At 69.6% G+C, this 20,186-nt stretch carries 16 protein-coding genes, 1 pseudogene and 1 riboswitch; of the genes and pseudogenes, 9 read left to right on the forward strand and 8 right to left on the reverse strand.

The annotated features are described in order from the left end of the window. Positions 1-81 precede the first annotated feature (81 nt). The 3 genes from ABZS61_RS11610 to ABZS61_RS11620 all read right to left on the reverse strand — a co-directional run bounded on the left by ABZS61_RS11610 (position 82) and on the right by ABZS61_RS11620 (position 1,340). A complete protein-coding gene (locus ABZS61_RS11610; protein WP_356418067.1) occupies positions 82-351 on the reverse strand; it encodes a hypothetical protein in 270 nt (89 codons plus the stop codon). 6 nt (positions 352-357) lie between these two features. Beyond that, a complete protein-coding gene (locus ABZS61_RS11615; protein WP_356418069.1) occupies positions 358-495 on the reverse strand; it encodes a hypothetical protein in 138 nt (45 codons plus the stop codon). A 200-nt stretch (positions 496-695) separates the two neighbouring features. Further along, on the reverse strand, positions 696-1,340 hold the full coding sequence (locus tag ABZS61_RS11620) for a YceI family protein (RefSeq protein ID WP_356418071.1): 645 nt from the start codon (positions 1,338-1,340) through the stop codon (positions 696-698). Positions 1,341-1,824: 484 nt separating this feature from the next. On the opposite strand from ABZS61_RS11620, the gene ABZS61_RS11625 reads away from it, so the two are divergent. The 9 genes and pseudogenes from ABZS61_RS11625 (at position 1,825) to ABZS61_RS11665 (ending at position 11,901) form a co-directional block, all read left to right on the forward strand. Further along, the gene (locus ABZS61_RS11625) at positions 1,825-2,394 is read left to right on the forward strand and encodes a hypothetical protein (protein WP_356418073.1); all 570 of its coding nucleotides are present in this window, start codon (positions 1,825-1,827) and stop codon (positions 2,392-2,394) included. 50 nt (positions 2,395-2,444) lie between these two features. Then, positions 2,445-2,822 carry a hypothetical protein gene (locus ABZS61_RS11630; RefSeq protein ID WP_356418075.1) on the forward strand — a complete coding sequence of 126 codons (378 nt, stop codon included), beginning with the start codon at positions 2,445-2,447 and terminating at the stop codon, positions 2,820-2,822. Between the two features lie 502 nt (positions 2,823-3,324). Continuing rightward, positions 3,325-4,614 (forward strand): cytochrome P450, encoded by a 1,290-nt coding sequence (locus ABZS61_RS11635; RefSeq protein ID WP_356418077.1) that lies wholly within the window; start codon positions 3,325-3,327, stop codon positions 4,612-4,614. 32 nt (positions 4,615-4,646) lie between these two features. Further along, positions 4,647-5,834, forward strand: coding sequence for a cytochrome P450 (locus ABZS61_RS11640; protein WP_356418444.1), 1,188 nt, complete (start codon positions 4,647-4,649; stop codon positions 5,832-5,834). Between the two features lie 124 nt (positions 5,835-5,958). Then, positions 5,959-6,069, forward strand: a riboswitch (SAM riboswitch). Between the two features lie 49 nt (positions 6,070-6,118). After that, on the forward strand, positions 6,119-6,529 hold the full coding sequence (locus tag ABZS61_RS11645; protein WP_356418079.1) for a hypothetical protein: 411 nt from the start codon (positions 6,119-6,121) through the stop codon (positions 6,527-6,529). Positions 6,530-6,867: 338 nt separating this feature from the next. After that, complete coding sequence (locus tag ABZS61_RS11650; protein ID WP_356418081.1) at positions 6,868-7,851, forward strand: arabinan endo-1,5-alpha-L-arabinosidase; 984 nt, start codon at positions 6,868-6,870, stop codon at positions 7,849-7,851. Beyond that, positions 7,833-9,317: a family 43 glycosylhydrolase gene (locus tag ABZS61_RS11655; RefSeq protein ID WP_356418083.1), complete on the forward strand. Its 1,485-nt coding sequence runs from the start codon at positions 7,833-7,835 to the stop codon at positions 9,315-9,317. Before ABZS61_RS11650 ends, ABZS61_RS11655 begins: the two co-directional genes overlap by 19 nt. A gap of 419 nt (positions 9,318-9,736) precedes the next feature. Next, a pseudogene (locus ABZS61_RS11660) lies at positions 9,737-10,705 on the forward strand (pectinesterase family protein); the annotation flags it as partial. A 188-nt stretch (positions 10,706-10,893) separates the two neighbouring features. Further along, entirely contained in the window at positions 10,894-11,901 is a 1,008-nt protein-coding gene (locus ABZS61_RS11665; RefSeq protein ID WP_356418085.1) for a LacI family DNA-binding transcriptional regulator, read from the forward strand. 76 nt (positions 11,902-11,977) lie between these two features. Here the strand turns inward: ABZS61_RS11665 and ABZS61_RS11670 are convergent, their stop codons facing one another. From ABZS61_RS11670 to ABZS61_RS11690, 5 genes are all read right to left on the reverse strand, one after another. After that, the gene (locus tag ABZS61_RS11670) at positions 11,978-12,688 is read right to left on the reverse strand and encodes a hypothetical protein (protein ID WP_356418087.1); all 711 of its coding nucleotides are present in this window, start codon (positions 12,686-12,688) and stop codon (positions 11,978-11,980) included. Between the two features lie 29 nt (positions 12,689-12,717). Next, positions 12,718-14,937, reverse strand: a complete 2,220-nt coding sequence (locus ABZS61_RS11675) for a glycoside hydrolase N-terminal domain-containing protein (protein WP_356418089.1) — start codon at positions 14,935-14,937, stop codon at positions 12,718-12,720. Continuing rightward, the gene (locus ABZS61_RS11680) at positions 14,934-16,910 is read right to left on the reverse strand and encodes a beta-galactosidase (protein WP_356418447.1); all 1,977 of its coding nucleotides are present in this window, start codon (positions 16,908-16,910) and stop codon (positions 14,934-14,936) included. The genes ABZS61_RS11675 and ABZS61_RS11680 overlap by 4 nt, the downstream gene beginning before the upstream one ends. Positions 16,911-16,924: 14 nt before the next feature. Continuing rightward, positions 16,925-19,180: a 1,4-beta-glucanase gene (locus ABZS61_RS11685; protein WP_356418091.1), complete on the reverse strand. Its 2,256-nt coding sequence runs from the start codon at positions 19,178-19,180 to the stop codon at positions 16,925-16,927. An 82-nt stretch (positions 19,181-19,262) separates the two neighbouring features. Continuing rightward, on the reverse strand, positions 19,263-20,177 hold the full coding sequence (locus ABZS61_RS11690) for a carbohydrate ABC transporter permease (RefSeq protein ID WP_356418450.1): 915 nt from the start codon (positions 20,175-20,177) through the stop codon (positions 19,263-19,265). Between the last annotated feature and the right edge of the window lie 9 nt (positions 20,178-20,186).

Consider the following 20,186-nt stretch of genomic DNA (forward strand, 5'->3'; position numbering starts at 1 on the left):
CAGTCGGCATCGCCCCAGACCGGCGCTCGGGGGTGCGGACGGCGAACCGCGCGCGGGTGGAGTCCTGCCCGCCGGCTGCACTCAGATGCTGAGCCGGGTGAGCTTCTTCGCCGTACTGCAATGCTTGGTCCGCCCGTGCCGCCACAGCTGCACCGCGGTCAGTGCGAGGAGCCCGGCGAACACCACGAGGAAGACGCCCGCGACCACCGCCTGCCGGCCGCCTGCATCCGCATCGTTGTAGGAGAGCAGGGTGAGGGCCGACAGCAGTATTCCCGCCGCGTATACCGAGCGGACGCGCCGAAGCTGCCGCACCGCACGAGGAGCAAGAGCGAGACGCTTCACGATTGCCATGCCTACCTACGTACCCCCTCCTGGGGCGATGAGACCCGACTCGGCAAACAACTGCCCGGTGGTCGCCGCCAGCCGGGCGGTGCGTACGCCGTTGGCGCCGGAGGTGAATTCGGAGTCCGTCGTGCTGATCCTCGGCTCGGTCATGTCGTCGACGTAGCTCTTGATCGACGATCCGGTCGCCTTGCTGAGAGAACCATGCCGTTCGGGGCGCTCGCTGAGTATCGTAAAACCTAGGGGCACAAAGGGTGTTGGCCGTCAGGACTGCTGACACCGACGGGCGACGTCGCGCGGGCATTCTGCATGGTTGTGGCTCATGCCTTGGGCCCCGGAGCGACGTTCCGGGGTCAGTCAGTGGTCCGGATCGCGGCGATGTCGAACTGGAGGCGGAGCCTCTCGCTCACCATGGCCCCGCCCTCGGCCAGCCTCGCGTTGTAGGTCAGGCCCCAGTCGGAGCGGTTGATGGTGGTGGTGCCGTCGAAGCCGACCCGCTCGTACCCGAAGGGGTCGGTCACGTGACCGATGTAGGTGAGGTCCAGGACCACGGGGCGGGCGATTCCCCTGATGGCGAGGTCGCCGGTCATGCGGTAGACCTCCTTGCTCGCCATCTGCACAGCGGTGCTGGTGAACGTGATCCGCGGGTGCCTCGCGGCGTCCAGGAAGTCGCGGCCGATCAGATGGGCGTCGCGTTGCTCCACGCCCGTGTCGACGCTCGCGGTGGCCAGTGCGATCTGTGCCCTGGAACGAGCCGGGTTCCGGCCGTCGAAGTAGAGGCGGCTCTCGTACTCCGCGAAGGAGCCCCGGACCGTCGTCACCATGGCGTGCCGCACGGAGAACCCGATCCTGCTGTGCGCGGGGTCGATCATCCATTCTCCGGTGAGTGCCGCCAGGGCCGGATCCGGCACCACCGCGGCTGTGGGGGCCGTTGGGGCCGCTTGGGCGGTCGGTGCGGCTGGGCGGCGGAGGGTGGAACTGCGGCTGAAGAGGTTCATGATCATCTTGTTACTCGGAGGTAAGCAGCACCCGCAAGGCCGGATGGGGAAACCCGACCATCCATGAACAGACCTTCACACGGTGGAGTCTCGGTCATCGGCGCGATCACACTGTGTAACCCGCGTGCCGGTACCGGTGCCGGTGACGGGCATGGGTCGTCGTCGTCGGCTCCTCTCGGAGCGCGTCGATCACCGCACCTTCCAGGGCGGCGGAGATGCGGTGGGTGTGGCCGCCCCGCCCCGTTCGAGCGCCCCGTGCGGTGGCCTGTGCTTGCCCAGGACGTGCGAGTGCGATACGCGTCGGTGCCGCCCGCGTCGGCTGTGATCAGCAGGCGGCCGGCCGTCGACTGGGCGACCTGAGGGTTGTCCCGTAAATGATCTGTGAGTCGTCTCGGACACGGTTGACCGCTGTGAGGCCCCGCCGAGTCCATCCCACAGTTACGCTGCTCGGGGCAGGTGACAGTGAGCAAACCTGGGGGAATCCGTGAACCGACCACTGCTGTTCCTCGACGTGGACGGGCCGCTCAACCCCTATGCAGCCAAGCCGGAGAAGCGTCCCGACGGCTACACCACGCTCAGAGTTCCCCGGAACGACGCCCCTGAGGAAGACGGGGGTCTCTCGTCCCGACGGCGCCCCCTGCGTGTCTGGCTCAACCCGGAGCACGGACGAATCCTGCTCCAGCTCGGCTTCGAACTGTGCTGGGCCACCACATGGATGGACGACGCCAACCGGTGGATCGCACCGGTCCTCGACCTTCCGGAACTCCCCTTCGTCGACTTCGGTGACGCTCTGCTCCAAGAACGCCCTGACGGAGTCCACTGGAAGACCGGACCGCTGGTGGATTACGCAGGCGGCCGTCCTTTCGCCTGGGTGGACGACGAGCAGAGCGAGCTGGATCAGGCATACGTGACAGCCCACCACCGAGGGCTCGGACTCCTGCACCACGTCAACCCGCGGATCGGCCTACGGGAGAACGACTTCCGCACGCTCGCCGACTTCGCCGGTTCCCTGGACACCTCCCGAACCACGGCTGAGACCGAACTCGCGGTATGACGGTGCCACTCAAGTTGCTCGTTACTCTCGTAGGGGAGGAATCAACAGGCATGACTTTCACGACAGTTGATTCGTTCATCGGTCATGAAGTGACGTGTGCGGCCGAGGTGATCGACGGAGATGGTGATGCTGTCGGTCTTCAGCTGAATCTGGTTGGCGGGGAAAGCTGCGTGCTGACCGACTGGACGGACTGGACCCTTCGCGTCGAGCGCCGCTCGGACCAGGAGCTTCCTGACTATTTCTGGCCCCCCGACAAGCACGCCCTACGGGTTCTCGAGGAATACCGCCAGGGAGTAGAGATCACGAGTGTCGAGTCGCGACGCGATGAAATGGGAGAAACGATCGGCGTCGTGATCCGCATGGGCGCCTTCGGCGGCTACGCCGCGAGCGCACACGCTGATGGCTTCACCTTGAAAAAGGTGAGCTGAGTCGAGCGGGACTTCAGCTCCGCCTTGCTCCACCACAAGAGGCTCCTGCTGACGGCACACAGCAACGAGCCGTCTTGGGCTTCGGCGCGGCTGTATCGCTCGACACCTCCGCCTGCGGCCAGTCCGACCGCTCCAGGTCGCGTCGAGTGTGGCCCTGCTTGTCGAGCTCGAGCTTCGAGTTGGGCAGTGCTGCCGTCTCCCGCGCGTCGGCGACGGCGCACCGAACGTCAGGGCCGAACCCCAGGGGCGCAAGTCCGGACGACTGCAGGGTCTCAGTGAGCCGTGAGCCGTGAGCCGTGAGCCGGAAGTCCTGTCCCACCTGCTACCCCGAGCGCGATCTGTCCGGTTTCGATCATTCGTGTACGGATCCGGGATTTACGTGATCGTTAAAGGTCGAAAATCGGCGCGATTGGCGCCCGATGCTTCACTCAACCTCCTTATAGTGGTCCCGCGTTGATCGTATGGCCGCAACGCGCGAAGCCGTCTCCCAGGAGTCCGTACGATGACGACCCCTCCTCCGTCCGCCGCGCCCGCATACGGCGGTGGCTGCCCCGCGCACGCCGCCACCGCCTCCGTACCGCTCAGCGGCCCGGAGTTCCACACCGCTCCGCAGGCCCTCTACCGGACCATGCGGCACGAGTACGGGCCCGTGGTGCCGGTCGAGCTCCCCGGCGGCTTCCCGGCGTGGCTGGTCGTCGGATACCGCGAGCTCCACCAGGTCACCAGCGACGGCGAGCTGTTCCCGAGGGACGTCGGGCTGTGGAACCAGTGGCCGCACATTCCCGAGGACTGGCCGCTGCTCCCCATGGTCGGCAGCCCCATGCCGTCCATCTACTTCACCGCGGGCGCCGAACACCGGCGGCATGCCGAGATGGTGGTGCCTGCGCTCGAGGGTGCCGATCCGTTCGAGATCCGGGGGCACTGCGAGCAGCTCGCCGACCGGCTCATCGACGACATGTGCAGCCGCGGCACGGCCGACCTGGTCGCCGAGTTCGCCGAACCGCTGCCCGTGCTCGTCCTCGCCCGGCTCGTCGGCTTCCCCGACGCCGAGGGAGCGGACATCGCCCGGGTCCTGAAGGACCTGGCCGACGGGGGCCCCGGCGCGCAGGAGGCGTACGGGCGGTTCGCCGAGCACATGCAGCGACTCGTGGCGGTCAAGCGGGACACCCCCGGGGACGACGTCACCTCCCGGATGCTCGCGAACCCGGAGCCGTTCACCGATCAGGAGTACGCGCTCGACCTCATGGCCATCACCGCCGCCGGCCATCTGACCACCGCCGACTGGATCGGCAACTCCCTGCGGCTGATGCTCACCGAGGACCAGTTCGCCGAATCGCTCTCCGGCGGCCGGCGCAGCGTCGGCGACGCCATGAACGAGGTCCTGTGGGAGGAGAGCCCGACGCAGATCCTCGCCGGCCGCTGGGCGGTCCGCGACACCCAGCTCGGCGGACGGACCATCCGCGCCGGTGACATGCTGCTGCTCGGCCTGGGGGCGGCCAACACCGACCCCCTCGTACGCCAGGTTCTGGGGTCCGACGGTGCCACGAGGCACGGCAGCAACAGCGCCCACCTGGCCTTCAGCCACGGCGAGTACCGCTGCCCCTTCCCCGCGCAGGAGATTGCCGAGACCATCGCCCGTACCGGGATCGAGGTCCTCCTCGACCGGCTGCCCGATCTCGAACTCACCGTCGCCGAAAAGGACCTCGTCCGGCGGCCGTCCGCCTTCCTGCGCGGGATGAACGCGCTCCCCGTCCGCTTCGCTCCCGTACGTACGACAGGAGATCTGCTGTGAACTGTCCTCACGCGACCGTGGTCATCGACCCCATGGTCCAGAACCTCGACGGTGAGACCGAGCAGCTGCGCCAGGCGGGCCCCCTCGCGCGCATCGAGCTGCTGGGGGTCCCGGCGTGGACCGTCACTCGGCACGCCGAAGCACGTCAACTGCTCGTCGACCCGCGGCTGGTGAAGGACCTGGACGCCTGGGGGCTGTGGCAGAGCGGGGAGGTCACCCACGCCTGGCCGCTGATCGGCATGATCGATGCCGGACGCTCCATGTTCACGGTCGACGGCGGGGAGCACCGGAGGCTGCGGACCAAGACCTCCCAGGCGCTCACCCCGCGCCGTCTCGAGGCGGTCCGCCCTGCCATCGAGAAGTTCACCGAGGAGCTGCTGGACGCGCTCGCCGAGCAGGGCAAGGACGGGGTCGTCGACCTCAAGGCCGTCTTCGCCCAGCCGCTGCCGATGCGGGTCGTCGGGCTGCTGATGGGGGTGGACGAGGACCAGTTCCCGATGCTGACGAAGCAGTACAAGGCCTTCTTCTCGATGCTCACCCCGCAGGAGGAGCGTCTGGCACTGCTGCGGGATCTGGACGTCTTCTACACCGACCTCGTACGTGAGAAGACGGCGCGGCCCACCGACGACCTCACCAGTGCCCTGATCCTGGCCGACGAGGGCGGCGAGCCCCTCACCGAGGAGGAGGTCGTCGGCAACCTCAAGGCCATGGTGGCTGCCGGGCACGAGACCACGATCGGGCTCATCCTCAACGCCGTACGCGCACTGCTCGCCCACCCCGACCAGCTGCGGAAGGTGTTGGACGGGGAGATCCCGTGGGAGACGGTGGTCGAGGAGACGCTGCGCTGGGACACGCCCACCACACACCTGCTGATGCGTTTCGCCACCGAGGACATCCAGGTCGGCGACCAGGTGATCGCCGCGGGAGAGGGCGTCGTCATCTCCTACCGGGTCATCGGACGCGATGCCGAGCATCATGGCGAGGACGCCGACTCCTTCGACATCACCCGTCCGACCCCGATCCGGCACATGACCTTCGGTCACGGCCCCCACATCTGCCCCGGTGCCGCGCTGTCACGGGTAGAGGCCGGCATCGCGCTCCCCGCCCTCTTCGCGCGCTTCCCCGCGCTCGAGCTCGCGATACCGGACGACGAGATCCGCAAGCTGCCGGTGATGACGCAGAACGACATGGAGGCCTTCCCCGTCCTCCTGCACGGCTGAGGCGGGTTGGACGAGGAGAGCGCGCGCGAAGCGTGGACGCGTACGGGCGGGAGGTGTCGCGCCCGTACGCGCGGGGTGGTGTGCGAGCCCCTGCGTCCTCCCGGCTCCTGTTACGCTTTTGACGGGTCATGAGTTCCAGTGGAAAGCCCCGGCTCGCTGGACGGCACCCCGCTCCGCTGCGGGTGCTCCGGGTGACGACCCGCCCCGCGCGGCACCGTGCGGGGAACAGCGGACCACCGGGGACGGGCCCCCGGGGTCCAGGACCCCGGAAGGCGACAACAGCCTTGCTCACTCACCTCATTCACCACGACGCCTGCGCGCGGTACGCGCCCGGCCACCACGTGCACTGGATCCACGCCAAGAAGTGCGTACAGGAACCCGGTCAGGCCGTGGAGCTCCTGCTGACCGCGGGCGATGTCCGCGACGACGGGTGGCTGGTTCTGCGCGCGGCCTTCGAACACCCCGGCAGCCTGCCCGAGGTGTGGATGCACGCCCCCGCCGATCTGCGGGAGTTGCTCACCGGCCACCGCGGGCGCGTGTACTGGCTGCCCCGCTGGCATGCGCTGCGGTTCGTCGGCCTCGGCGGTGAGGCGACCGGCCTCGTGAACGTAGGGACCGAGGGCGGACCGCTGTGCGGGACGACCGCACCCGATCCCCAGCACACGGACCGTGGGGATTTCACCTACGGGCTGTAGCCGACCAGCCCCAGGGACGGTCGAGTTCGGCCGGTGCCGCCCGGATCCGGGCGGGCCGGTCCGTTCGTGATGCTGGCCGGTTCGTTCGGATACCGGCCGGCCCGTTCGTGATACGAGCGGTCTGTTCGTGATACCGGACAGGGTTCGGGTTCTCGACGAATACGCGCCCGATCCGTTGACGCAAGGCGTGTTCGATTCTACGGTCCCGTCCTGGCCGCCCGTCCGCAGTTACGGGCACCGTTCGATCCGTCGAACATACGCATGTCATGCGCATGGCAACCTCTTGGCCCTCGGTGACGACTGCCGGGTACCCCGACACGACCGAAGAAGGTCTCCTGATGAGCCGCATCCCGAGAAGACTTCCGCGAAGGACCCTCGCCGCCCTGCCCGCCGCACTCCTGCTCGCGCTCGTGCCGACGAGCGCGTCCGCATACCCCAACCCCGGGGTCGTCAACGGCGACATCGTGGTCCACGACCCCACCATGATCCGGAGCACGTCCGGCCAGTACCTGCTCTACTCCACCGGCGAAGGCCTCCAGCTCCGCACCTCCACCGACCGCACCGCCTTCGGCCGGTCCGGCAACGCCTTCACGACGAAGCCGAGCTGGTGGAAGAACTACTCCTCCGCATCGGACCCCTGGGCCCCGGACATCTCCTACCGCAGCGGTAAGTACCTGATGTACTACGCCGTTTCGTCCTTCGGCTCAAACACGTCGGCGATCGGCCTCGCGACCTCCACCACCGGCCAGGCGGGCAGCTGGAGCGACTACGGGATCGTCTACACCTCGAACTCGTCGAGCGACTACAACGCCATCGACCCCAACCTCTTCGTGGACGACGACGGCAAGTGGTGGCTGTCCTTCGGCTCCTGGTGGACCGGGATCAAGATGATCCGCGTCGACCCGACGACCGGAAAGCAGTACGCCGGAGACACCGCACGCCGCTCGCTCGCCTCCCGTCCCACCGGAACCAAGGCGGTCGAGGCGCCCTCCATCGTGAAGCGCAACGGCTACTACTACCTCTTCGCCTCCTACGACACCTGCTGCGCAGGCACCAGCTCCACGTACAAGATCAAGGTGGGCCGGGCGACGAGCGTCACCGGGCCCTACTACGACCGCAACGGCGTGAACATGCGCAGCAACGGCGGTACCCCCGTCATGGAGTCCCACGGCCGGTACATCGGCCCCGGTGGCCAGTCGATCCTCGCCGACTCCGACGGTGACCTGCTCGTCTACCACTACTACGACGGCCAGGCCAACGGCACCCCGAAGCTCGGCGTCAACCTACTGAACTGGAGCAGCGGATGGCCCGTCGCCTACTGACCCTGCTGAGCGCCCTCCTGCTGGCCCTCGCACTGGGGCAGCCGGCCGCCACGCAGGCCGCGCCGTCCGGGACCTCCTCCGTGCAGGCCGCCGAGGGGCGTCCGTACACCAATCCCGTGAAGGCGCAGAAGGGAGCCGACCCCTGGATCTCCTACCACGACGGCAACTACTACCTGGTGTCGACGAGTTGGACCGACGTCATCACCATGCGCAAGTCGCCGACCCTCGCCGGGCTCGCGACCGCGCCGAGCGTGCAGGTCTGGCAGGGCGACTCCGCCTCGCGCTGCTGCAACATCTGGGCACCCGAACTGCACTACTCGGGTGGCCGCTGGTACCTCTACTTCGTCGCCGGGCAGAACATCGCCGACTACAACCCCACCCAGCGGGTGCACGTGCTGCAGAGCGCCGGTACGGACCCGATGGGCCCCTACACGTACAGGAACCAGCTCGGCAGCACCTGGATGCTGGACCCGAGCGTGCTCACCCTCAACGGCTCGATGTACCTGCTGGGCAGTGCGAGCGGCGGCGGAACGCAGAACCTGGTGATCGCGCCGATGTCGAACCCGTACACGCTCAGCGGCTCGTTCTCGACGATCTCCACGCCGACGTACGACTGGGAGAAGTCGGGCGGCACGGTGAACGAAGGCGCCGAGGTGCTGCAGCGCGGCGGAAAGACGTTCATCGTCTACTCGGCCAGCGGCTGCTGGACCCCCGACTACAAGCTCGGGCAGCTCACCCTGACCGGATCCAACCCGCTCTCCGCCTCCTCCTGGACGAAGAAGTCCACCCCGGTCTTCCAGCGCAACAACGCCGCCGGGGTGTACGGGCCGGGGCACAACGGATTCTTCACCTCACCCGACGGCACGGAGAGCTGGATCGTCTACCACGCCAACGACGCGGCGTCCGACGGCTGCGACAACGGGCGCACGGCGCGGGCACAGAAGTTCACGTGGAACAGCGACGGGACACCGAACCTCGGCACGCCCGTCGCCCTCGGCACGACACTGGCCGGGCCCTCCGGCGAGAGCGCGGCCACGCCGACCGCGTACACGGTGGTCAACAGGGCCACCGGAAAGTGCCTGGACGTGAACGGTTCGTCGACCGCCGACGGAGCGAACGTCCAGCAGTGGACGTGCAACGGCGGCACACAGCAGAAATGGCGCATCGAGGACCAGGGCGACGACACGAGCCGCCTCGTCAACGTCGCTTCGGGCAAGGTGCTCGACACGGCGGACTGCTCCACAGCCGACGGCGCCGACCTGCGCCAATGGTCGTGGCTGAACAACACCTGCCAGCGCTTCGGCCTCGTCACCACGGCGGCCGGCGGCTGGGTGCGCATCGTCAACCGGGCGAGCGGGAAGGTCGCCGACGTGGCCGACTGCTCGGCCGCCGACGGTGCGGACGTACGGCAGTGGTCGTGGCTGAACAACAACTGCCAGCAGTGGAAGCTGACTCCGGCGGCCTGAGGCCCCGCGAGCGCTGCGTGATCCAAGTGAGGGATCCGGAGTCCGGGCCGCGGCCCGGACTCCGGATCCCTTCGACATGTACGCGGCCGATCCGGTCGGTGCGCTCGATGTGGTGCTGCGGGCCGCGGGACCCCCTGGACAGGTCCGGGCGCAGGACGCGCGGTCTGCAGGGCATGAGACAGGCGCCCGGCCACGACCCGGAGAATTGTGCCGCGACCCGGAATCCGGCCACGAGCCGCGGCAACCATTCGGGGCGCAGCGGCGACTACCTCCCGGAACCCCCACCTCTTCCCCACGGAACGGATCAAGCCATGGCAGCGAATCGGCATGCCGCGCTCCGCCCAGGTCGGCGCACCGGACTCGTGGCGGCGGCGCTCGGGGCCGTCGTGACGGTGCAGGCGCACGGGGCGGCGTCCGGCGCCGCAGCGGCGAGCACCCTCACCGTCGCCAAGGACGGCACCGGCCAGTACACCACCGTGCAGGCCGCCGTGAACGCGATACCGGCGGGCAACACCGCGCGCGTCATCGTCTCCGTCAAGCCCGGCACGTACCGGGAGACCGTGAAGATCCCCTCCTCCAAACAGAACGTCACCCTCCAGGGCAGCGGAACGAGCCGCAACGACACCGTCATCGTGTACAACAACGCCTCGGGAACCCAGAAGCCCGACGGTTCGGGCACCTACGGCACGAGCGGCAGTGCGACCGTCGCAGCCGAGGCGAACGGCTTCCAGGCCCGCAACCTCACGATCTCCAACGACTTCGACGAGGCCGCCCACCAGAACATGAGCGGACTGCAGGCCGTCGCCCTGCGCACTGCCGCGGACAAGGTCTTCCTCGACTCCGTCATCGTCACCGGGGACCAGGACACCCTGTTGCTCGACACCGCGTCCAAGGCGACGCTCGGCCGGGTCTACATGACCAACTCCTACGTAGTCGGCAACGTCGACTTCATCTTCGGGCGGGCCAGCGCGGTGATCGACAGGTCGGTCATCACCCTGAAGAAGCGATGGGACGGCAGCTCCGCCGGCTACATCGCCGCGCCCAGTACCGCCGCGGACCGCAAGGGCTTCCTGATCAACAACTCAACGGTCAACGGGGACGTCTCCGCGGCGAGCTTCCACCTCGGACGGCCGTGGCACGCGGGCGGCGACGCCTCCCTCGATCCGATGGCCACCTTCCGCAACACCACGCTGGGTGCCGCGATCAAATCCGCCCCGTGGACCGACATGAGCGGCTTCTCCTGGAAGGATGACCGCTTCGCCGAGTACAAGAACACCGGGCCGGGCGCGGGTTCGGCGAGCAGCAACCGCCCGCAACTCTCGGATTCCCAGGCCACCGCCCAGGAGACCGCGGACTGGCTCGCCGGGTGGACACCGTCGGCGTCCTGAGACACGGTGGGAAGGACAGGGCAGCAGTCGGTCGAAGCGCTTCGATTACCCTTCTGGACAGTCCCGGTGAGCGAGTCTAGGCTCGACGGTGTCTGTGCTTGTCAGAGTGTGAAAGGGAGGGACAAAGGCGCTGTCGAAGCGCTTCACCTTCTCTTTCCTTACTGTCCTCATCTGTAAGGGAGAGCTGAATGGTCACGCTTGCCGAGGTCGCCCAGCACGCCGGAGTCTCCGCGAGCACGGTGAGCTATGTCCTCAGCGGGAAGCGGTCGATCTCCGCTTCCACCCGGGAGCGGGTGGAGCTCAGCATCCAGCAGCTCGGCTACCACCCCAACGCGGGGGCACGAGCCCTCGCCAGCAGCCGGACCAACATCATCGCGCTCATGGTGCCGCTCCGTACCGACATGTACGTACCGGTGATGATGGAGATCGCGATCGCCGTCGCCACCACCGCCCGTACCCACGGCTACGACGTCCTGCTCCTCACCGGGGAGGAAGGACCCGCGGCGGTCCGGCGGATCGCCGGGAGCTCGCTCGCGGACGCGTTGATCCTGATGGACGTCGAGATGCACGACGAGCGGCTCCCGCTCCTCCGGGAGTCCGGCCGGACCGCCGTCCTCATCGGGCTGCCGGCCGACACCGACGGACTGACCTGCGTGGACCTCGACTTCGAGGCCACCGGTGCGCTCTGCGTCGAGCACCTCGCCGGCCTCGGACACCGCGAGATCGCCGTGATCGGCGAAGCCGCCGCGGTCTACGAGCGCCACACCGGCTTCGCCGAGAGGACCGTGGACGGCATACGGGCCAAGGCGCAGGAGACGGGCGTGCGGGTCCTGCACCGGCCCTGCGAGGGCGGGTACGCGGCGATGGCCGGCACCCTGAGCCGGATCTTCGACGAGCGTCCGGGTACGACCGGGTTCATCGTCCAGAACGAGGCCGCCGTCGAGCCGCTGCTCAACCTCCTGCAGCAGCAGGGCCGTGCCGTGCCCGAGGACGTCTCCGTCGTGGCGATCTGTCCCGAACAGGTGGCCACGCAGGCCTCGGTCCGGCTCACCTCCGTCGCCATCCCGGCGCAGGAGATGGGGCGCGGGGCGGTGGAGCAGGTGGTGGCCAAGCTCGCGGGCCGCGGCACGGACGAGGTCGAGCTGCTGGCGCCGGAGCTGACCGTACGTGCCAGCACGGGCCCTGCTCCGGCCTGAACCCTTCGAACCGGATGAACCGGACGAGCCGGCCCCCGCGGGGACCGGCTCTGCCCGTAGGTGAGGGCTTGGGGGATCAGCTCGACGAGACGTTGAACCCGTTGGTCCTGAAGTCCAGTCCGCCCTGCGACGAGGTGATCTCGTAGCCGAACTGGACGTCGCCGATGGTCTCGTTGCCCCACCAGCCCTTGGTGTCCTTGATCCACTTCAGGATCGGCAGGATGTTCACGGTGCCGGAGGAGGAGTCCGAGGTCCGCAGGAACGAGAAGACCTGGTTGGCGCCGTTGTCGCCCTTGTAGACGGCCCAGGTGTGGCCGCCCAGGGTCACGTTGCCCTGCGAGGTGCCGAGCGGGCCGACGGCACCGTTGTAGTTGACCCAGAGCATCACTTCGTAGTCGTAGTCCGTGTCCCAGATGTCGTACGACGTGTTGTACGCGCCGGAGGACGGGACCGTGACGTTGTAGTTGCTCGTGAGCGACGCGAGCGAGCCGATCGGCTTGTTCACGATCTTCTTGGCGTTGGGGTACGACTTGATGCCGCCGGTGTTCGGGTGGTCGGCCCAGACGCCCCAGTTGCTGGAGGAGTTGGCCCAGACCGTCTGCGCGCCCGCGCCGGAGCCCCAGATGTTGTTGTAGAGGATGTAGCCGTCGGACGTGGTGTAGTTGCCCCACTGGTCCGATGAGGACCAGATCACCGCGTGAGCCGGTGCCGCGGCGAAGCCGATCAGGGCCGCCGCCGCTGTCGCGGGGGCCAGCAGGAGCCGGGTCAGAGTGCGTCGTCGTGCCATGGTGTCCCTTCCATGGGTGGGGGGAATCGCTACCGCGGTCTCAGGGTGAGGACGCGGTCCACGCCGGCCGTGAGGTCCAGCGGAGCCTCGGGGTTGTCCGTGCCGGTGTCGACGAGTACGAGCCCGGGTCCCGGGCGTACGTCGACACAGGCGTCGCGGGTCGGGTGCAGGACCGCCGTTGCGCCCTCGGCGGACCAGCTGAGGTTCAGTCCCGCGCCGAACCGGGTCCGGATGCCTCGGAGTTCGCCGGCGGGGCAGCTGCCGGGAACGGCGGGAAGAAGGACCAGGCGGCCGGGCGTCGACTGGACGAGTGACTCGATGACGGCGGCCGGCAGCGCATGAGCCGCATCCGCGTTGTAGACGTTGCGCGCCGGATAGTGCGCGCTCATCAGCGAGTCGTGGAAGAAGTCGCCCGCCAGTACTGCGTCCAGAGCGGCGGACACCCGGGACGGGTCCCGGAGCCGTGCCGCGATCAGCGCATGGTGGAGGTGGCCGTGGGCCGAGTCGTTCTCCGAGCCCCGCAGTTCCAGGGCGCGGTGCGCCGCGGCCGCCTGCCGAGGTGTGTCGTACGGGTTGATCTCGTCCAGCGGCCACACCGGGTAGAGGTGGCTGAGGTGACGGTGGTCGTACGTCTCCTGAAGACCCGGCCACGCCCACTCGGCGAGTGCCCCGTCCTCGTTCACCAGGTAGCCGGGGAGCCGGGCCGCGAGCTCACGCCAGCGGCCCGCGGAGGGGTGGTCACAGGCGCGGTCGGCGGCCGTGGTCAGCGCGTGGCGCGCCGCGGCGATGTCCATGGTGGCGTTGACGGTGCCCCAGCTCGCATTCGCCGGGCGGTTCTCCGGGGAGTAGGACGGCACGATCGCGATGCGCCCGTCCGGGCCCTCGCGGGTGAGGAAGTCCTCGTAGAACACCGCCGCTTCGACGAGCGCGGCGGTGAGACGGGAATCCGTCGTGCCGCTCGTCACCTCGGCGTGTTCGAGCAGCGGCTGCAGCAGCCAGTCCGCTCCCGCCGTCCACAGATGCAGCGGATAGGCGCGCTGGAAGTGCCGGGTGTGGCCCGACTCGCCGTCCGTATGGGACGGGGCGACGATGCCCCGGGCGCCGAAGATCGCGCGCGCGTTGTCCTGCCAGTGGGCCAACTGGCCGTGGACCAGGGCGGCGTGGGCCTCGGTGACCTCCGGCAGGGCGGCCGTGGCAGCCGAGGAGATCTGGAGGTTGAGGTTGGCGTTCGTGGTGAACGCCCCGGACCACGCGGTGTCCCAGTCACCGGTCCACAGCCCGGTCAGCCGGGGCGGCAGCAGCCCCGAGGAGGAGAGCAGATGGTAGCGGCCCGCCGCGAAGAGACGCTCCAGGAGCGCCGGACTCCCTGGGCTGCCGAGCAGCTCACTGCCGGGCAGATCCCGGTCCTGGAGCGCGTCCCGCAGCGTCAGGGCCGTGCGCCCGAACGCCTCGCGGTGCAAGGGCTGATGGCGGGCGAGCAGGGTGGCGTAGCTCTCGTGCGGCAGGGCCGCCCACAGGGCGCAGGGGTCGAGGTGGCCGACCCCGCGCCGGACCCGGGTGGCCAGCGTGAGGCTCCGCGCCCCCTCGACCCGGATGCCTTCGCCCGCGACGGACACCTTGCCACCGTCCACCGTGGCGACGGTGACCCCCGTGTAGGTGAGGTCACTGCCCGGATAGCCCACCCGCAACGCCAGCTTGGCGCCGTCAGGGGTCAGCACGGTCGAGCGGCCGACCGCCAGGTGCGCCGGAGCGCCCGGCAGAGCGTGGTCCAGGACCAGGTCGGCGGTCAGCCCGGGATCCGTGATGTGCTGGACGATCACGTCGTCGGCCCTCGACACGAAGACCCGGCTGCGCCAGGCCTCGTACGAAGCGGTGACCTCGCCTGTCGTGAAGTCGACCTCGCGCCGGTAGCCGGCGACCGCGTCGTGCAGCCCCCGGCTCCGGCGGACGCGGGTCTGGAACGCGGGATGGAAGGGCTGCACCCACGCCAGCGGACGCCCCGCGCCGAACTCCTCGGCCGCCGCGATGTCCCCGGAGAGCAGCGCGTCCTGGAGGCGGCCCAGCCGGTCCGCGAGCTCGGGCGGCCGTATTCCCTCGCTGCCGTTCGGCCGGACCAGGGTGTGGTGGTTGACGATGACGCGGTCGTCCGCCGGATCGCCGTACACCATGGCCCCGTGATGGCCGTTGCCACTGAGGAAGGCGTCCTCCCAGCGGGCGGCGGGGCGCGGCTCCCACGTTCCATCGATCATGCGGAGGTGTCTCTGAGGACGGCCACGCCGTACCGGCCCAGTTCCACCTTGCCGTCGGTCTCGGCACCCGTCAGCAGATCGGTGTGCCGGCCCGGAACCATGACCGTCACCGTGGACCGGCCGTGGTGGAGCAGGAAGAGCAGGGATCCGCGGCGCACCGCCTCCACCCCCGCCGGCAGCCCTTCCAGCACGGGGCGTGCTCCGGACTTCGCCGCCACCCGGCCCAGCAGTTCGCGCAGGGCCTCCGGTTCGGGCAGCGTGGACACGTACCAGGCCGTGCCCTTGCGGAGCACCGCGGGCAGCCCGTCCAGTTCGCCGCCCCGGTAGGCGGAGACCGTCTCGGCCCTGCCGTCGGGCTCCAGCTCCTCCGACCACAGGCTGCCGCTGAAGCCGTCGCACTCGACTGACGCGCCCGCGTCCAGCGGCCACCACTCGTGCACCGTGCGGATCCCGAGCAGCTCCCGCAGCCGGCTGTCCATGCCGCCCGGCCTGATCCGGTCGTCGGCGTCCGCGATTCCGGTGAAGAACCCGCAGACGAGGGTGCCGCCACCCTGCACGTAGGAGACGAGATTGTCGATCGCCGCATCGCTCAGCAGGTAGAGCTGCGGGACGACGACCATGCGGTAGGCGGTCAGGTCCCCCTCGGGGCGGGCGAACTCCGTCCTGGTCCCGTTCTCCCACAGTGCCCGGTGCCACGCCCGCACCACATCCGGGTACGAGACGAGCGAGGACGGCCGGCCCTCCTGGGCGCTCGCCCACCACGCGTCCCAGTCGTGCAGGACCGCGACCTCGGCCGGCACGGGCGTGCTGCTCACCTCGGCGCCGATCAGGGCGAGTTCGGCACCGAGCTGCTTGATCTCCCGGAACACGCGCCCCTGTTCGCCCGCGTGGGTGAGCATCCCGGAGTGGAACTTCTCCGATCCCTGCCGGGACTGCCGCCACTGGAAGTAGCAGACGGCGTCCGCGCCCCGGGCCACCGCCTGGAGCGACCAGAGCCGGTTGAGTCCCGCCGGCTTGGGGTGGTTGACCCCGCGCCAGTTGACCGGGCCCGCCGCCTGCTCCATCAGCATCCACGGGCCCCCGGCCTGTGAACGCGTCATGTCAGCGAGCATGGCGTTGTACTGGCCGCCCTGCGGGTCCTGGGGGTCCGGATAGATGTCGACGGAGACGACGTCCTCCTGCTCCGCCCACGCCCAGGCGTCCTGGCCCGACCACAGAGGCATGAAGTTGGTCGTCACGGGGATGTGCGGGGTGTGCCGGGCGACGATGTCCCGCTCGGCGACGTAGCACTCCATCAGGGCGTCGGAGGTGAACCGTTTGAAGTCCAGCACCTGCGCCGGGTTCTTCATGTACTGGGCGCGGCGGGGCGGCAGGATCTCCGCCCAGCTGTCGTAGCGCTGGCTCCAGAACGCCGTTCCCCACGCCTCGTTGAGCGCGTCGAGGCCGGGGTGGCGGGCGGCCAGCCAGCGGCGGAAGTGGTCAGCCGTCCCGTCGCACCAGCAGTGCGTGCAGTACTCGTTGTTGATGTGCCACACGGTGAGCGCCGGATGATCCGCGTACCGTGCCGCGAGGTCCTCGGTGATCGCGGCGGCGTAGCGGCGGTAGACCGGCGAGCTCGGGCAGAAGTGCTGCCGCGAGCCGTACGAGACCAGGGTGCCGTCCTCGGCGCGCGGCAGCGTCTCCGGGTGCAGCGCGCCCATCCACGGCGGCGGCGACGCCGTCGGGGTGGCGAGGACGACGCCGATGCCGTGCGCGTGCATCAGGTCCATCAGCCGGTCCAGCCAGCCGAACTCCCGTGCGCCGGGGCGCGGTTCGATCTTCGCCCAGGAGAACACGCCGACGGTGACGGAGTTGACCCCCGCCTCCTCCATCAGCCGGGCGTCGTCGGCCCACACCTCCTCGGGCCACTGCTCGGGGTTGTAGTCGCCTCCGAAGAGAATGCGGCCACGGGTGGCGTCGTGCAGGGACGGCATGGACTTCTCGTTCCTCATTCGGGGTCCGCGTACTGGATGCCGCGGCCGTTGGTGCCCAGGTAGACACGGCCGTGGATGCGGGGGTCACCGGTGATGACCTCACCGGTCCACCCCCATTGGTGCTGGTCGTCGTTGATGCGGACCCAGGTCCTGCCCGCGTCGTCCGAGCGGAGCACGGCGACACCGTCGTGGGTGGCGGACACCCGTCCGGTCTGGAAGACCGCGGGGTAGGGGGCCTTGTGGCCGCGGCGCGGCTTCCCGGCGGCCCTGCCGAAGCCGAGGGCGTGCGAGGCCTGGCAGCCGGCCACCGCGGTGAACGTCAGCCCGCCGTCGGTGGAGCGCAGCAGCCCGTTGTCCTTGGCCGACAGCCACAGGTCGCCGGAGCGGCCGGGCGCGGCGGCGACGCGGAACTGCACATCGCCCGAAGGGAGCCCGGAAGCGCCCCGGGTGAAGGTGACGCCCTTGTCCGCGGAGACGAACACCGCGCCGGTGTCCGTGTCGTAGACGTAGAAGCGGGCAGGGTCGAGCGGGTCGGCGACCGGAGCGCCGCCCTTGGGGAAGGTGGCGATCTCGGCCCACGTCGCGCCACCGTCCGTGGAGCGGTGCGCGGCGTACTTCGTGCCGTCCCAGTGGACGAACGACCAAAGGAGCGTCGCCCCGTCGGCGGACACCGCCACCGGCCCGGGAGCGGATGCCGCGATCGCGGGCTGGGAGGCGAACGGCTGCCAGCTCGCGCCCCCGTCGTGCGAGTACGCTCCTGCGGCGTCCGAGCCGGACGGCCAGCCCGTCCGTACGACGTACGAGGGCTTGAGCGCGGCCAGGGCGAGTCCCGTCGCCGTCCCGAAGACCGGGTTCGACGCCATGCCGCGCGACGGGGACGCGGTGAGGGAGTCGTGGTACATCACACCGATGTCACCGAGCCCGCTCAGCAGCCGGGCGCCCGACGGAGGTGCGATCAGCTGCCGCACCGCCGACTCCTCCAGACCTCGGATCTCCGGCGCCCAGTGCACCAGGTCCCGCGTCCCGTAGATCGTCGCTCCGGTGCCGTACACGAGGTGGTGCGAGTCGTACGGGTCGACGGCCACGGCCTGGATCCACCAGCCGAACTTCGGTGTCTGGCCGCCCCACTTCAGATACGGCGTCTCCGACGCGTCGAGGACCGCCGTGTCCTTGAGCGAGGTCCAGTTGGCGCCGCCGTCCGTGGAGCGGAACAGGGTGTCCACCGGCCCCCAGCGGTTGTTCGTCGATACGACGACCGTGCCGGGGCGGGTCGCGTCGACCGCGACCCCGCCGTAGCCGAACGCGTCTCCGGCAGCCGGCGCGACCGGGGTGACGTCCGTCCAGGTGCCGGTGATCGTGTCGAGCCGGTGCACCGAGCCGTCCGTCTGGTTGTTGGGTCCCGGTCCGTCCGCGTAACTCACGTACAGCGCCCGGGTTCCGGCGTCGTAAGCGGCACGGATCGGCACCTTCGACGACGCGGTGCCGGCGGACGGCTGACCGGGGACGGGCTCCCAGCCGCCGGAGGCGGCCGTACGGTACAGAGCCGTCCCCCCGTCGCCCCAGCCCGCGTACACGGTGCGGCCCGCCGCCACCAGCAGCGTGACGCCCTGGCCGCTCGCCGACGCGGTCGCGGGGAACGAGGCGTCGGCCGCCCAGGTTGCCCCGCGGTCGGTGGAGCGCAGCAGACCGTCGTGCCGCGTGCCGAGCCAGAGCGTCTCGCTGTCACGCGGGTCGACCAGGAGCCGTTCGCCCGCGCCCCGGCCGTCCTCGTTGGCACCCAGCCGTACCGTCAGGTCCGTACGCGCCCAGCTGGCCCCCCGGTCCTCGGATCTGAGCACCGCGCCCGGACCCGCCCACGACTGTGCGTAGGTGCCGAGCGCCAGGTACAGCCGGTCCGGGTGCGCCGGATCGACGGCCATGGCCTCGACACCCAGCAGATTCCAGTCGTCCCAGCCGAGGTGGTCGGTCAGCGCCGTCCAGCGTGCCCGGCGGTCGTCCCACCGGTAGGCGCCGCCGATGTCCGTACGGGCGTAGGCCAGGCCCCGGACGGCCGGGTGGAACAGGATGCCCGTCACGAAGCCGGTCCCGCCGATCGCCGCCGTACGCCAGCGGTGGGGCTGGGACCTCCTGTGCCCCCCGGCCGCCGCGGCCGGGGCTGCCAGGGGCAGCGCGGCGGCGGCTGTCACCAAGGCCGCACCGGCGAGCACCGTACGGCGCCGGGGCGCGTTCTCCTGTGCGGGATCGGGCTGCGGAACGGACGAAGCGCGCATGACGAACACACCTTCCGGTGGGAACAGGGGGAGTGGTGGGGTCCTGCTGTTCGGGGAGTTCGGGGGGTCCGGCCCGGCGGTCTCAGCCCTTGACCGCGCCCGTGAGCATGCCTTCCTTGAAGTGCTTCTGCACGAAGGGCGACAGGACCGCGACCGGCAGCAGCGCCAGCACCATGACCGCCATCTGGATGGCGAGCGGCGACAGATGGCCCGTGTTGATGACCTGGGCCAGGCCGGTGGGCCTCTCCTGCTTGATGACCAGCTGGTTCATCACGTTCTGGAGCGGGAGCATGTCCGGGTCGCTGAGATAGATCGACGCGTTGAACCAGGCGCTCCAGTAGCCGACCGCGTAGAACAGCGTGATCACCGCGATGACGGCCCGCGAGAGCGGCATCACGATCTGCCACAGGATGCGGACATCGCCGGCCCCGTCGATACGGGCGCTCTCGATGAGCTCCTGGGCGGTGCTCATGAAGAAGGCGCGCAGAACCAGGATGTTGAACACATTCAGGGCGCTCGGGAGGATCAGCGCCAGATACGAGTCGGTGAGGCCGAGCCCCTGCACCACCAGATAGGTGGGAATCAGGCCCGCGCCGAAGAACATCGTGGCCAGCATGAAGACCAGCAGCGGCCGGTGCAGAACGGACCCGGTGCGCGAGAGACCGTACGCACACATGATCGACACCGTCATGCTGAAGAGCGTCCCGACGACGGTCACGCCGATGCTGACCAGCGCCGCCCGGGTCACCTGGCCGCCGCCCAGCAGTTCCTGGTAGGCGACGAACGTGATGCCGCGGGGGATCACGACCAGGCCGCCGGTCTCGGTGATGGTCTTCACCGAGGACAGGCTGGTGACGATCACGACCCAGAGCGGGAAGAGGACGCCGAGGCAGACCAACACGAGGACCACGCCCTTGGAGGCGAGTCCCGCCTTCGACGGCTCCTCGTCCCATGCCGGACGCAGACGGCCACGCGTTCCGGGCTTCACCCCGGCCATGCCGGTGAT

Source organism: Streptomyces sp. NPDC005566, from assembly GCF_040605575.1.
Classification (GTDB): domain Bacteria; phylum Actinomycetota; class Actinomycetes; order Streptomycetales; family Streptomycetaceae; genus Streptomyces.

What these genes read in the sequence shown, in the direction of transcription:
- ABZS61_RS11610 (WP_356418067.1), bottom strand. Translation starts at nt 351, where the DNA reads ATGGCAATCGTGAAGCGTCTCGCTCTTGCTCCTCGTGCGGTGCGGCAG.
- ABZS61_RS11615 (WP_356418069.1), bottom strand. Translation starts at nt 495, where the DNA reads ATGACCGAGCCGAGGATCAGCACGACGGACTCCGAATTCACCTCCGGC.
- ABZS61_RS11620 (WP_356418071.1), bottom strand. Translation starts at nt 1,340, where the DNA reads ATGAACCTCTTCAGCCGCAGTTCCACCCTCCGCCGCCCAGCCGCACCG.
- ABZS61_RS11630 (WP_356418075.1), top strand. Translation starts at nt 2,445, where the DNA reads ATGACTTTCACGACAGTTGATTCGTTCATCGGTCATGAAGTGACGTGT.
- ABZS61_RS11635 (WP_356418077.1), top strand. Translation starts at nt 3,325, where the DNA reads ATGACGACCCCTCCTCCGTCCGCCGCGCCCGCATACGGCGGTGGCTGC.
- ABZS61_RS11640 (WP_356418444.1), top strand. Translation starts at nt 4,647, where the DNA reads ATGGTCCAGAACCTCGACGGTGAGACCGAGCAGCTGCGCCAGGCGGGC.
- ABZS61_RS11650 (WP_356418081.1), top strand. Translation starts at nt 6,868, where the DNA reads ATGAGCCGCATCCCGAGAAGACTTCCGCGAAGGACCCTCGCCGCCCTG.
- ABZS61_RS11655 (WP_356418083.1), top strand. Translation starts at nt 7,833, where the DNA reads ATGGCCCGTCGCCTACTGACCCTGCTGAGCGCCCTCCTGCTGGCCCTC.
- ABZS61_RS11665 (WP_356418085.1), top strand. Translation starts at nt 10,894, where the DNA reads ATGGTCACGCTTGCCGAGGTCGCCCAGCACGCCGGAGTCTCCGCGAGC.
- ABZS61_RS11670 (WP_356418087.1), bottom strand. Translation starts at nt 12,688, where the DNA reads ATGGCACGACGACGCACTCTGACCCGGCTCCTGCTGGCCCCCGCGACA.
- ABZS61_RS11675 (WP_356418089.1), bottom strand. Translation starts at nt 14,937, where the DNA reads ATGATCGATGGAACGTGGGAGCCGCGCCCCGCCGCCCGCTGGGAGGAC.
- ABZS61_RS11680 (WP_356418447.1), bottom strand. Translation starts at nt 16,910, where the DNA reads ATGCCGTCCCTGCACGACGCCACCCGTGGCCGCATTCTCTTCGGAGGC.
- ABZS61_RS11685 (WP_356418091.1), bottom strand. Translation starts at nt 19,180, where the DNA reads ATGCGCGCTTCGTCCGTTCCGCAGCCCGATCCCGCACAGGAGAACGCG.
- ABZS61_RS11690 (WP_356418450.1), bottom strand. Translation starts at nt 20,177, where the DNA reads ATGGCCGGGGTGAAGCCCGGAACGCGTGGCCGTCTGCGTCCGGCATGG.